The organism is Myxococcus sp. CA033 (assembly GCF_013336625.1).
GTDB classification, from domain to species: Bacteria; Myxococcota; Myxococcia; order Myxococcales; family Myxococcaceae; genus Myxococcus; species Myxococcus llanfairpwllgwyngyllgogerychwyrndrobwllllantysiliogogogochensis.
In genome coordinates this window covers 78,212-90,798 of sequence record NZ_JABUMU010000029.1, presented here as the reverse complement: position 1 = coordinate 90,798, position 12,587 = coordinate 78,212, and the positions used below count along the sequence as shown (strand labels likewise).

At 68.8% G+C, this 12,587-nt stretch carries 9 protein-coding genes; 4 read left to right on the top strand and 5 right to left on the bottom strand.

Annotated elements, in window-relative coordinates; all coding sequences use genetic code 11:
* Positions 1 to 132: 132 nt before the first annotated feature.
* The 5 genes from HUA78_RS40090 to HUA78_RS40070 all read right to left on the bottom strand — a co-directional run bounded on the left by HUA78_RS40090 (position 133) and on the right by HUA78_RS40070 (position 9,595).
* Entirely contained in the window at positions 133 to 3,648 is a 3,516-nt protein-coding gene (locus HUA78_RS40090) for a hypothetical protein (RefSeq protein WP_371745778.1), read from the bottom strand.
* A 70-nt stretch (positions 3,649 to 3,718) separates the two neighbouring features.
* The gene (locus HUA78_RS40085) at positions 3,719 to 4,378 is read right to left on the bottom strand and encodes a response regulator transcription factor (RefSeq protein ID WP_141643310.1); all 660 of its coding nucleotides are present in this window, start codon (positions 4,376 to 4,378) and stop codon (positions 3,719 to 3,721) included.
* Complete coding sequence (locus tag HUA78_RS40080) at positions 4,356 to 7,592, bottom strand: two-component regulator propeller domain-containing protein (protein WP_217442776.1); 3,237 nt, start codon at positions 7,590 to 7,592, stop codon at positions 4,356 to 4,358. The genes HUA78_RS40085 and HUA78_RS40080 overlap by 23 nt, the downstream gene beginning before the upstream one ends.
* A gap of 201 nt (positions 7,593 to 7,793) precedes the next feature.
* A complete protein-coding gene (locus tag HUA78_RS40075; RefSeq protein WP_174462666.1) occupies positions 7,794 to 8,072 on the bottom strand; it encodes a hypothetical protein in 279 nt (92 codons plus the stop codon).
* A gap of 50 nt (positions 8,073 to 8,122) precedes the next feature.
* A complete protein-coding gene (locus HUA78_RS40070; protein ID WP_174468709.1) occupies positions 8,123 to 9,595 on the bottom strand; it encodes a serine hydrolase in 1,473 nt (490 codons plus the stop codon).
* A gap of 108 nt (positions 9,596 to 9,703) precedes the next feature.
* Here HUA78_RS40070 and HUA78_RS40065 point away from each other — a divergent pair, with 108 nt between their 5' ends.
* The 4 genes from HUA78_RS40065 (at position 9,704) to HUA78_RS40050 (ending at position 12,583) form a co-directional block, all read left to right on the top strand.
* Positions 9,704 to 10,252, top strand: a complete 549-nt coding sequence (locus HUA78_RS40065) for a TlpA disulfide reductase family protein (RefSeq protein WP_306663482.1) — start codon at positions 9,704 to 9,706, stop codon at positions 10,250 to 10,252.
* 35 nt (positions 10,253 to 10,287) lie between these two features.
* Complete coding sequence (locus HUA78_RS40060; protein WP_141643313.1) at positions 10,288 to 10,590, top strand: hypothetical protein; 303 nt, start codon at positions 10,288 to 10,290, stop codon at positions 10,588 to 10,590.
* A 154-nt stretch (positions 10,591 to 10,744) separates the two neighbouring features.
* Positions 10,745 to 11,017, top strand: coding sequence for a hypothetical protein (locus HUA78_RS40055; RefSeq protein ID WP_174458646.1), 273 nt, complete (start codon positions 10,745 to 10,747; stop codon positions 11,015 to 11,017).
* On the top strand, positions 11,018 to 12,583 hold the full coding sequence (locus tag HUA78_RS40050; RefSeq protein WP_174478612.1) for an efflux RND transporter periplasmic adaptor subunit: 1,566 nt from the start codon (positions 11,018 to 11,020) through the stop codon (positions 12,581 to 12,583). It abuts the gene before it with no gap.
* Positions 12,584 to 12,587 lie beyond the last annotated feature (4 nt).

Sequence of the window (12,587 nt, the reverse complement as noted above, 5' to 3'; positions counted from 1 at the left end):
GCCGCGCATCCGACACGCGAGGACCGGGGATGGGGAATGGTGACTGTGAAGAAGGAGGGAACCGCGAACCATCGGGGGCGCCCCTAGGAGTCCCTCAGGAATCCCCTAGGGGCGCGTGGCGCAGCGCACGGCTCAGGGGCGCGGACTGGCACTCACCCCACGGAAGGCGGTGTTGGCCGGAGCCTTCGCCAGCACGGTCACCGAGGGAGTCACCGTGCTCCCGTCATCCAGGAAGGTCGCCAGCATGTTGCCCGCGCCACCCGAGCCGCTCAGGGCGGTGGTGACATAGACCCTCACGCCCGAGGGAGTCTTCGTCGCGGAGACGCCATGGGTGGCGATGCGGTTGGTCGTCGTCCCCGCGACGGCGAAGGTGGGCACGAAGGTGTCCCTCTTGCTCCAGGCCACTCCGTCAAAGGTCCACTTCTCCAGGCGCACCGTGTCCGGCGTCCCACCCTGCGAGGCCGTGAGGTTGAGATTGATGGAGACGTAGGCCGTGTCCACTCCCTCCACCTCGGGGTCCAAATCGAGCATCGCGAAGCCGGAGCTCGTGATCGTGATGGCGAACGAGGGCAGCTGAACCGGGGTCTCCATCACCGTAGGGAGCGCGGAAGGGAACGCGTGCACGCCCTGGCGGTAGCCCTGCGGGTTCGGGACCGGCGCGATGCCGATCGTGAAGTAGACACGCCCGTCGAAGACATTCACGACACGGCAGTCATTCACCCCGCTGGAGAGGACGGTCGATGCACTGGGGCTCGCGCCCGCCAGGACGTGGCGGATGCCACCACCCCGCCCCGCGAGCCAGTACGCGGAGCCATCCACCGTCGTGGCCGAGCGCACCGAGTCGAGGTCATAGGCATCGCTCAGGCGAGCGCCGATGGTGAAGGCTCCCGCGACATCCACCTGACCCACCACGCGGGACGTCTGCGCCGCGGACGTGCCGGAGACATTCGCGGTTCCCACCTCCGCGTCATACCCCGCGAAGGTGAGCAGGCGGCCGTCCCCGGAGAGCGAGAGGAACCCCTGATAGTCATCGCTGCCGGAGACGGTCAGCCGGTTCGCGCCAGCAAGGCCCATGGCGGGAATCGCGAGGGTCCGCACCGGAGCCCCCCCCGTGGGGCGGTACTCCTCGAGGAAGGCCTCGGTGGCGGACGCGTTGAGGGCCGAGGCGCCGCCCCCCACGTGAAGCACCATCACGTTGGGCGCGCAGGAGACGGCCACGGTGAGGCCCGCATCGCCCATGGTGCCCGTGCCGCTCAGCACCTCGCACGTCTGCCCCAGCGGCTGACGGCTCACCTGCACAGAGTACGACTCACCGGGGAGCAGCCCTTGCGCGAAGGCGTGCTCTCCATCGGTGGCGACGGTGAGGGTGTCTGTTCCGGAGCGCAGCCCCAACGTGCCCGTCAACCCCGCGACGTGAACCCCCAGCGCGTGGACGTCCTCACAGGAGACCGCGATGTCGGAGACCGGACCTCCATTCACCGCGCCAGCCCCGGACTGGACGGAGCAACGCTGCCCCACCGGCTGCGTCTTCACCATCACCGCGTACGCGGCCTGGTCCACCACGGACCGGGTGAAGGTGAACGGACCGTTGGCGGAGAGCGCGAGCACGTCGGCGCCGTTGTTCTGGAGTTCGAGCGTGGCGCCCGCCGCCAGCCCCGCCACGACTCCTCCGACAGGGTATGACGTCCCTCCGCAGAGCACCGTCACGTCGGTCACATCCCCCGCGCCCATGGTGCCAAAGCCCTTCGCCACGCTGCACCCCAGCGGGGACGCGATCTCCGCCGAGACGGAGTAGGCGCTACCAAACGCCACCGGCGTCGGGAAGGCGAAGGCACCATTCACGGCCACGGTGAGCGCCGTCCCTCCGTTGTTCCGCAGCACCACGGACTGCGAGCCATCGAGCCCGGCCACCGTGCCCCTTACGACGAAGGAGTCCGGGTTGCACGTGACAGCCACCTGCGTGACATTCGAGCCTCCCACCGTGCCCGTACCCTGCTGCACCGAGCAGGACTGCCCCGGGGGCTGCGTCTTCACCGCGACGGCGTAGGCCCCCAGGTCCGCCACCGGACGGGTGAACGTGAAGGCACCGTTGGAGTCGACGGTGAGGACCTCGCTCTCGTTGAGCCACAATTCGAACGTCATTCCCTCGACGAATCCTGTCACCGTGCCCCCGACCGTGAAGGACCAGGTGCGGCACGCGACAGCCACATTCGTGACGGCCGCCGAGCCCTGCGTGCCCGCGCCATTCGGCACGACGCAGCTCAGCGGATAGGTGGCCTCCGCGGTGACGGCATAGGTGCCGCGATAGAGCACCCCGGTCGGGAAGGAAAAAGCGCCGTTGGTCGTGACGGTGACAGCATCCGTCCCGTTGTTCTTCACCACCACCGACTGACCGCTGGAGAGGCCCGTCACCGCCCCACCCAGGTGGTACTGCTTCGGCTCACAGGTGACGACCACCGAGCTGACATTGGCTCCGCTCAGCGTGCCCGTTCCCCCCACCATCTCGCAGGTATGTCCAATGGGCGAGGAAACGAGGCTCACCGCATAGCTCGCGAGGTCGTCCACGGGCTGCGCGAAGGTGAAGGGGCCGTTGGTGTTGACCAGGAGCGTCTCGGCGCCGTTCTGCAGCTTGAGCACGCCTCCCTTGATGATGCCCGACACCGTTCCGCCCACCAGGTATCGCGTGGTGGTGCAGGTGACGGCGACGTTGGTCACCGCCTGCGCCGCCATGGTGCCCTCGCCCCGCGACACGCTGCACGTGACGGGATAGGTCGCCTCGACGGTGACCGCGTACGTCGCCCCGAAGGCCACCGGGCGAGCGAAGGTGAAGAGGCCGTTGGAGGACACGGTGACGGCGTCTTCGCCGTTGTTCCTCAGCACAACCGAGTTCCCTGGGGTCAGGCCGAACAGCGAGCCGCCCAGGGCGAAGGTCCGCGCCGTGCAATTGACCGCCACATCGGTGACCGCCGAGCCGCTCAGCGTGCCCGCGCCGTGCTCCACGATGCAGTCGTGGCCCTCGGGCTGCGTCTTCACCGTCACCGCGTAGTCCGTGAGGTCCGCGACCTCCTCCGCGAAACGGAAGGCTCCGCTCTCCGTGACGGTGAGCACCGGGCCTCCGTTGTTCTGGAGTTCGAGCGTGGAGCCTGCGACCAGACCGGACACGCTGCCTCCCACCGCGTGGAGGTTCGCCGCGCAGCTCACGAGGACCTGGGTGATGTCCGCATCCCCCACGGTGCCGCTCGCCTCGCCCGTGGTGCACGTGGCGCCCACCGGCTGCTCCTGGATGACGACCGAGTAGGCGCTCCCTTCCGCCACCTTCTGGCCGAACACGAAGGCCCCATTGGCGCTCACCCGCAGCGAATCCTCGCCGTTGCGCAGCACCACCTGCGCGCCCTCACGCAGGCCCGTGACGGTGCCACCCACCGCGTGGCTGACAGGTGTCTCGCCTCCGGCATCTGTCCCGCCTCCGGCATCTGTCCCGCCTCCGGCATCTATCCCGCCTCCGGCATCTGGCTCGCCTGGCGACTTCGGGTCCGAACCGCAAGCGGTGAGCACGACACTCAGGAGTCCCACCAGCACTGCGCTGGAGAGACGGGGACGGGGATGGAGACTCATGCGGTGGGGACGCTCCGTGAGGGACGAGGACACGGCGCGACGCTAGATAACCCTTGGATGAGCCCACCATCGGGGAGCCCCCTAGCCGTCCCTCAGGAATCCCCTACGGCCCCACGGGCTCCCCCGGGACGAGCCCGTGGCGCACCGCGAGGCGGACGAGCGAGGGGACGTCGTGGATGTCCAGTCGGTCCATCAACTGCGTCCGGTGCGCCTCCACTGTCTTCACACTCACGTCCAGCCGCTCGGCGATGGCACGCGTGCCGTTCCCCTCCGCGATGAGCTGGAGGATCTCCCGCTGGCGCGAGGTGAGGAGGTCCAGCGGATTCGCCGCGGGCGTCTCCTCGGTGATGCGCAGGAAGCCCGCCACCACCGTCTGGGAGATGGCGGGGCTCAGGTAGGTGCGCCCCTGCGACACGGAGTCCAGCGCCACCTTGAGTTCCTCCACCGCCGAGTCCTTGACGAGGTAGCCCGCCACGCCCGCGCGCAGCGCCTGCGCCACGTACTCCGCCGAGGTGTGCATGGAGAGCACGAGCACCCGCGTGGAGGGGCTCAGCTTCGGCACCCGCCGCGCGACCTCGATGCCATTGAGCCCGGGCAGCGACAGGTCCAGCAGCAGCACGTCCGGCTGGAGCTTGTTCGTCAACACCAGCGCCTCCTGCCCGTCGCCGCATTCCGCGAGCACCGTCACCCCACCGAAGGTTTCGAGCAGCGCGCGCAGCCCCGCCCTCACCAACTGGTGGTCATCCGTCAGCAACACGCGCATGCGTTCCTCCGATGGAGTCGTCCTCCAGTCGCACTTCCGCCACCACCCGCGTCCCCTCCCCCGGGCGCGAGGTCACCTCGAAACGTCCTCCGAGGTCTCGAACCCGCTCCTGCATGCCGAACACCCCGAAGCTTCCGGGTGCACGGCCCGTCAGGACCTGGTCGACCTCGAAGCCCTTCCCGTCGTCCCGCACCTCGAGCCGGATGAGCTGCCCCACCGACTCCAGCCTGACGTCGATGCGCCGGGCCTTCGCGTGGCGCAAGGCATTGGTGACCGCCTCCTGGATGACCCGGAAGACGACGATGTCTCGCCCCGCGCCCAGCGAGGGAGGCGCCGCCGCCGAGGTGAACACCAGCTCCACCCCACTGCGCTGGGTCACCCCGCGCAGGTACCACTCCAGCGCGGAGACCAGCCCCAGCTCGTCGAGCTGGGGAGGACGCAGGTCCACCGACAGCGCGCGCACCTGACCGATGAGCCGGTCGATGAGCGCGACGGCGTCCGGCAGGCGCACCGCCGCGGAGCCGGTGATGGGGACCGTGGCGCTCACCAGGCCCAGGTTGAGCTTCACCGCGGTGAGCGCCTGACCGAACTCGTCATGCAGCTCCCGGGCAAGGTGCTTGCGCTCCTCTTCCTTCGCCGCCTCCAGTCGCATGGTCAGGCGACGAAGCCGGTCGCGCCCCGTCTGCGCCTCCTCGAGGGCCTGCTCGCGCTCGACCTGCAAGGTGCGAAGCGCCTGGTTGCGCCGGCCCAGCAGGCGGGTGCGCCACGCGAGCCCCGCCACCAAGAGGATGAGGACCACCGCGAGCGTGCCGAAGCGCACGTCGGTGCGCTGCCAGAGGGGCGGGGCGACGCGCAGGACGAAGGGGCGCATCCGGACCCACTCACGCCCCGGACTGCGCGCGCGCAGTTGCAGGGAGTGCTCCCCCGGCGGGAGCGAGTGAAAGGAAATCTGGTTCCGAGTGCCCAGCGGAAGCCAGGGCTCGTCGGACGTGAAGCGGTACGCGTACTCCGTGCCGCTGCGTCCGTAGTCGAGCAACGAGAACTCGAGCGAGAACGGCTGATGCCACGGCACGTCCAGGCGGGACAGCTCCCACACGGGCTTGTCTGGCAGGGCGTCGCGCTCCAGCCCTTCGATGGAGGTGAGCACCAGGGGCGGCGGCGGCTCTCGCGGCGGACGCACCGTGGGGTCCAGGTCCACGAGTCCCTTGGAGCTTCCCCAGTAGAGCCGTCCTCCCAGCAGGGCCACCGCCTCTGGGTTGAACACCCCCGTGGGCAGTCCATCCGACGCGGCGTAGTTCTCGAACGCCTGGGTGTGCACCTCGAGGCGGGAGAGGCCCGCGCGGGTGCTCACCCAGAGCGCGCCATCCGGGGCACGCGCCAGCGCCATCACGTTGTCGTCGATGAGCCCCTCGGCGCTGGTCCACAACGCCACGTCCACGGGCACGCCCGCCTCGTCGAGGGAGACGCGCTGCAACCCACCGCCCACCGTTCCCACCCAGACCGCCCCTGTCGGGTCTTCCATCAACGTGCTCACGTAGAAGTGGCTCAGGCGCGGCACCGAGCTCGCGCCCAGCCGGGTGCAGTCGAGCGTGTCCTCTCCCGCCGTGCAGACATTGAGCCCGCCCGAGCGCGTGCCCACCCAGAAGCGCCCACGCCGGTCCTCCATCAACGCCGTCACATAGTCGTCGGACAGCGAGCGCGGTGCATCCGCGCCGTGCCGGAAGGCCTGGAAGTCGTCGGTCTCCGGGCGATAGCGCTGCAGCCCGTCGCCGCCACTGCCCAGCCATACCCGTCCGCGCGAGTCCTCCAGCAGCGCGGTGACGTAGCGAGGATTGTCACCCGCGCCGGTGTCCAGGCGACTGCGGTACATCTTCAACCGGCCTGTCCCGGGCTCGAAGCGGTACGAGCCCTGCGTGAAGCCCGCCCACAACATGCCCTCCCTCGTGCGCAGCAGGCTCAGCACACCGCGCGCATCCGCACCCTCGGGAACGGGCACGCGCAGAGGCTCGGCCTGACCGGTGCGCACATCCACGCGGTCCACGCCCCCGCCGAAGCTGCCCACCAGCAGGTGGCCCTCGTCTTCGGGAGTCACCGCCCACACGTCCTCGTTCGTCAGCCCGGAGGTCCTGTCCCCACCCCTCGCCCGCAGCGTCTGGAAGACGTCGGAGCGCAGCGGCGCATGGAACAGGCCCATTCCAAACGTGCCGATGAACAGGTCTCCGCTCGCGCCCACGGCGAGCGAGCCCTCGTCGATGCGCTGCTCGTAGCCGGGCCCCGCCGAAGGAAGCCGCTCCTCGCTCACCACTCCGCTCACGGTGTCCACGCGAAACAGGCCTGAGCCGAAGGAGCCGACCCACAGCGTCCCTCGCCCATCGGGCTCGAGCTCGGTGACGGTACGCAGCTTGTCCACGACGCTGGACGGCGTGAGCCTGGCGCGGCGAAGGACCTGCTCGCCCGGCCCGATCCGATAGAGCCCCGCGCGCGTCCCCACCCACATTCCTCCGCCCAGGTCCGGGGCGAGGCTGAAGACATCCCTCGCGTCGGGGCCTCCCTCGTCTGGAGAGACGTGCTCGAAGGCGTGGGTTCCCGGGTCCAGCCGGAACAAGCCACCCTTGAGCGTGCCCACCCAGAGCGCGCCGGCGCGGTCGTGACGCAGCGCCATCACGAACTCCTCGCCGCCTCCCGGTACGAGCGGCACGCGCACCGCTCGCCCGGTCGATGGGTCCAGCAACGCCAGGCCCGCGCTCGTCCCCACCCACAGTTGGCCGTCATCCGCGTCCGCGAGCGCGAACACGCCGTCGTGGGGAAGGCTCGTGGCGTCCGAGGAGTCGTGGCGGAAGTGTTTGAAAGACCAGTGTGCCCGGTCCACCAGGCTCAGCCCGCCCGTCATGGTGCCGACCCACAGGCGACCGAGGCGGTCTTCGAACAAGGTCCGCACCGCGTTGCTCGCCAGGGATGCGGGGTTGCCGAGCTCGTACTGGAACTTGCGAAAGCGCTGACCGTCGTGGAGGTAGAGCCCCTCGCGGGTGCCAATCCAGAGCAGCCCCACGCGGTCGTACATCACCTCGGTGATGTACTCGGCCTCAAAGGGGCGGGCGCCTCCCACCTGCACCAGCTCGAGTGCCGGGGCGCCAGACGCGACGCCAGCGCTCAACCCCAGCAGCAAGAGAACAACCAGAAACCGAGACCACGAGGCGGTGCGCGCGGTGCGCATCCCGGGCTCATACCACTGGAGCCGAGGGGCCGTGGACGGACGCGGCGTCACTCGCGCGACGCGCCCTGCCCGCCGGCTGGCTCGCCAACCGTCTCGCCTCACGGAAAACACACCACAGGGGCAAGTGAACGGCGAGCTGCCCGGCGGCATTCCTATGACGGCGAGAATCGCGGTGACCGTAGCCGACGCCTGGGTGCCCGCTCAGTCCTCGTTGAAGTCGGCGTCGAATGAAGCGATGGCTTGCTCAACCGTCGCGAACAGCCTGCTCCTCACCTCGGGAGCCTCTTCACAAAGCAATTCCCAGAAGCGCTGCTCGTGGCCCCGGAGCATCTCTCGCTCCACGGGCAACCAGACCCTGTCAGCGCTCTGGACCATGAAGCCGCGTCCGGGAAGCACTTCAATGCAACGGTAGATGACGGCCTTCTCTGTCCCCAGGCGTTGGACGATGTCGAAGGGGCGGTAGAGAACCGGGTCGCTCATGAGCGGGAAACATACTCCCGCGGAGCCCAAGCCCCGCGGGAGTCGATACGTCAGGGCGTCTTCGCCGCGGGCTTCTCGATCTCCTTGAGAACCTTCTCCGCGTTCGTGTTGGACGGATCCAACTCCAGCGACCGGCGATAGCTCGACGCGGCCAGGGCCTTGTCGCCGTTGGCCAGATACGCTTCGCCCAGGCTGTCATGGACGTTCCCATCCTGCGGGAACTGATCCACGTTGAACTTGAAGATCTCGATGGCCTCCGGCATGCGCCCGGCCGACAACAGCTGATAGCCGACGGTGTTGAGTTCTCCCGGACCGAAGAAGTACTCGGTGGGCTTCTTCTCCTTGACCGTCTTGTACCGCGCGATGGCGTCCGAGGCGGTCCCCTTGTCGAGCACCTCCCACACCACTTCGCCCATCGGCTTCAGCGGAGTCTGGGGCGTGACGCCGTGCAGGATGCTCAGGGCTCCCACTGCCACGCTGCGCGCCCTCACCCCGCGCCCCACGTTGCTCAAAACGATGACAACTTCCTTCTTTTCCGGCACGCGAATCAGAAACGAGCTGAAGCCGTGGATGCCTCCACCGTGGCTCGTGGTCGCGACCTTCGTCTTCCCGTCATCCAGTTGGGTCGGGGCCACGTTCCAGCCGAAGCCGTAGTCGTCCAGCCCCGGGGTGAACATCTTCTGCTTCAGCGCCGCCGGCAGCACCTTGTCCCCGTAGAGCGCGCGGTCCCACAGGTAGAGATCCTCCACCGTCGAGTACATCGACCCGGCGGCATAAGGCAGGCCCATGTCGATGTATGCCGCGTTCACGAAGCCGCCCGGGTTGCGCTCGTAGCCGCTCGCGCGCTTCGCCAGCACCGTCGCCGACACGTCGAAGCCCGTGTTCTTCATCCCCACCGGCTCGAAGATCCGCTCGCGCAACACCTGCGCATAGGTCTTGCCCGTCACCTTCTCGATGATGGCGCCCAGGAGGAAGTAGCCCGAGTTGTTGTACGAGTACTTCGACCCCGGCTCGAACTCCAGGTCGCCGCTGGCGAACTGCTTCACGAAGTCGGGAACCTTGTACGGATTGCGAGCGAACTTCGCACTGAAGTCTGGCCGCGACGTGTAGCTGGGGATGCCCGACGTGTGGTTCAGCAGGTGCGTCACCGTGACGCGCGCGCCCGTGTCCTGGCGGTAGTCCGGCAGGTGCTTCGTGATGGGGTCCTCGAGCCCCACCTTGCCCTCTTCCACGAGCTTCAGGATGAGCACGGCGGTGAACTGCTTGGTGATGGAGCCGATGCGGAACTTCGTGTCCGGCGTTACCGGGATCTGCCACTCGAAGTTCGCCGGGCCATACCCCTTCTTGAGGATGATGCCCTTCTCGTCGGCGACCAGCAGCGCACCATTGAACTGCTTCAGCTCGGTGTACTTCGCCGTCAGGCGATCAATCGCGTCCTTCCGGCTCGCCGCGGTGGCCGGTGACACCACGAGCAACAGCGCCAGTCCCGCGACAACACCCACATCCATCCAACCGCGCTTCATTCAGGACTCCCGCGACACGTAGAACAGCCAGAACCCGCCATCTCCACCGGTTCAGGCCCACAACCACTTCCCCTGCACGAACGAAGACCGCTTCGATTGCGTGCGGGCATGGCATGGGCCAAGGGCCCGCGCTACCTTCAGGGCTTGATGCGCATCCATCACCCCTGGCACGCCCTGGCGCTCGGCCTGCTCGCCATGACCTGGGCCTGCCGGAGTGACCCTCCGCCCAGCTACGTCCGGATAGAAGGCCCCGCGCCGATCATCGCGGATGCACCGGACTCGCGCGCGTTGCTGGTGGTGTTCTGGGCGTCGTGGTGCCCTCCCTGCCGCGGGGAGACACCTCAGCTGCGTTCCCTGGCCGAATCGCCTCCCGAGGGACTCCAGGTCATCGTCCTCAGCCACGACACGGACCTCGCGGACGTGGAGTCGTACTTCGAGGGCCCTCCCCCACCCGAGTTTCGCCTGCGCCTGGACGTGGGCAAGCAGGTCGCCCATGCCTTCGGCGTGGAACTGCTCCCGACCAGCCTCCTCGTGGTCGATGGCCGACTGGTCGCCCGCTTCCCAGGCCCTCGTGACTGGGACTCGCGGGCCATGCGACGCCTCCTGGAGAAGTTGACCGTCACGCCGGAGAGCCGGGCGGCCGGCTCGGCGAATTGACTCCGACCCTTCGTCCTGGCTAAGCCAGTGGGTGGATGCGGTTCCTCCTGCGATTCCTGGCCGTGCTCCTCGTCCTGATGACGGGCGGCGTCTTTCAGACGCTGGCCTTCGCTTCGGACACGCACGCCGACTGCGCGGAGGAAGAAGACGACGAGTGCACCGACTGCGCTCCCAGCTGCGTCCTCTGCCCCTGCTGCCCGCTGAGGGCCACTCCCGCGCCGGTTCCCGTCCTGGAGAACCTCGCGGACGCGCCCACTCCGCCGCCCGTGCCGGGCCGCGTGGACGAGCCGGTCCTCTCCGGGCTGGCCGACGACATCTTCCAGCCGCCTAGAGCCTGACGCCTCCCTTCACGGGAGACGTGTGCCCTCCGCATGCCCACCGGGCGTGCGCGTGCATGCGCGTCCTCGTCGCCTGAAGCCTTGTCCAACGTCCCCGCGCCTGGTCGCGCGGGAATTCACCGCCGTGGGCGACTGCCCCGGCTGGAGTCTCCTCATGCGTTCGCTGCGTACCCTGTCCGTGCTCGTCGCGCTGTTCACCGTCTCCCCTGCCCTGGCCGAAGCGCCCAAGGCCCCCGAGAAGTCCCAGACCTCCGAAGCCGAGAAGCCCAAGTGTGAGCACGGCGTGCAGAAGTCCCTGTGCACGCGCTGCAACCCGAAGCTCGCCGCCGTCTTCAAGGCCAAGGGCGACTGGTGCGCGGAGCACGAGCGGCCCGAATCCCAGTGCTCCCTCTGCCACCCCGACCTCGCCAAGAAGGGCGTGAAGTAGATGCCTGCCTCCCGCGTCGGTCCGGTGATGCTGTGCGCCCTGCTCTGCCTGAGCGCGGCGAGCTGCTCCAAGGAATCCAAGCCCGCCGAGGCGGAGAAGCGCGCCGCGTCGTCGGCCGTCGCGGGAGGCACCTCCGGGCCCGCCCAGCCCATCCCCCTGTGTGAACACAAGGTGCCCGCGGAGCTGTGCACTCAATGCAACCCGGACCTCATCGACGTCTTCAAGGCACAAGACGACTGGTGCGCGGAACACGGAGTGCCCGAGTCACAGTGCTTCCAATGCAACCCAAACCTCACCTTCACCGCGCAGGCCACCGCGCCGAAGGACTGGTGCAAGGAACACGCGGTCCCCGAGTCGAAGTGTACGAAGTGTCATCCAGCCCTCGTCGCGAAGTTCATCGAGGCCGGTGACTACTGCCGGGAGCACGGCTTCCCGGAGTCCGTCTGTCCGTACTGCCACCCGGAGCTCGTGAAGGCCGCCGGCGCGGAGCCACCTGCCTTCCCCGAGCCGGGCACGCGCGTTCGCCTCGCCTCGGCGGAGACCGCGCGAGAGGCGGGCATCCAGACCCGGCGCGTGGAGGAGCGGCCCTTTGCCCGCACGTTGGAGGTCGTCGGTCAGCTCGACTTCAACAACAACCGCCGGGCCCAGCTCTCGACTCGCGGCGAAGCGCTCATCGTCGAAGTCCGAGCCGACGTCGGCGACGAGGTGAAGGCCGGACAGGCCCTCGTGGTGGTGACGTCCGGTGCGGTGGGCGCGGACCAGGGTCGGCTCTCCTCGGCCCAGGCGCGCGTGGAAGCCTCGCGTGCCGCGCTCGCTCGCCAACAGTCACTCGTCGACAGTGGCATCAGCGCGCGCAAGAGCCTTGAACAGGCCCAGGCGGACGTGGTCGCGGCCGAGGCGGAGCGCGACGCCGCCCGCGCCTCCCTGACGGCCACGGGCGCCTCCGCCCACAGCCAGCAGGGGACGTACACGCTGACAGCTCCATTCGCCGGCACGGTGGTGAGCCGTGACGCGGTCCCCGGCAGACAGGTGGGCGCGGGACAGACGCTCCTTCAAATCGCCGACCTGAGCACCCTGTGGGCCTTGCTGGAAGTGCCCGAGGCGGACGCCAGCGTGGTGCGCGCGGGACAGCCCGTCACCCTCTCGTTCGAGAGCATGCCGGGCGAAACCCGCGAAGCCACCCTCACCCGCGTAGGGGCCTCCGTGGACCCGACCACTCGCACCGTGCGCGCTCGCGTGGAGCTGCCCAACCCCGAGGGCGCCCTCAAGGCGGGCCTCTTTCTTCGAGCCCGCGTGCAGGTCGCCGCCGAACATCAGGCCCTGCTCGTTCCTCGCGCGGCCATCCAGCGCGCCGAGGGCCGCACGCTCGTCTTCGTGAAGAAGGACGCGGGACTCTACGAGCCCGTCGTGGTGGAGCTGGGCGCCGGGACTCGCGAGGCCGTGGAGGTGGTGAAGGGACTCTCCGAGGGTCAGGAGGTCGTCACCACGGGCGCCTTCCTCCTCAAGACGGAGATCCTCAAGGAGTCCATCGGCGCGGGCTGCTGCGAGACGGCGGAAGGCGAATAGCCAC

Excerpts from the sequence above, each read along its gene's own strand:
- HUA78_RS40080 (WP_217442776.1), bottom strand. The coding sequence starts at position 7,592 with ATGCGCACCGCGCGCACCGCCTCGTGGTCTCGGTTTCTGGTTGTTCTC.
- HUA78_RS40065 (WP_306663482.1), top strand. The coding sequence starts at position 9,704 with ATGGCATGGGCCAAGGGCCCGCGCTACCTTCAGGGCTTGATGCGCATC.
- HUA78_RS40060 (WP_141643313.1), top strand. The coding sequence starts at position 10,288 with ATGCGGTTCCTCCTGCGATTCCTGGCCGTGCTCCTCGTCCTGATGACG.
- HUA78_RS40050 (WP_174478612.1), top strand. The coding sequence starts at position 11,018 with ATGCCTGCCTCCCGCGTCGGTCCGGTGATGCTGTGCGCCCTGCTCTGC.
- HUA78_RS40075 (WP_174462666.1), bottom strand. The coding sequence starts at position 8,072 with ATGAGCGACCCGGTTCTCTACCGCCCCTTCGACATCGTCCAACGCCTG.
- HUA78_RS40070 (WP_174468709.1), bottom strand. The coding sequence starts at position 9,595 with ATGAAGCGCGGTTGGATGGATGTGGGTGTTGTCGCGGGACTGGCGCTG.
- HUA78_RS40055 (WP_174458646.1), top strand. The coding sequence starts at position 10,745 with ATGCGTTCGCTGCGTACCCTGTCCGTGCTCGTCGCGCTGTTCACCGTC.
- HUA78_RS40085 (WP_141643310.1), bottom strand. The coding sequence starts at position 4,378 with ATGCGCGTGTTGCTGACGGATGACCACCAGTTGGTGAGGGCGGGGCTG.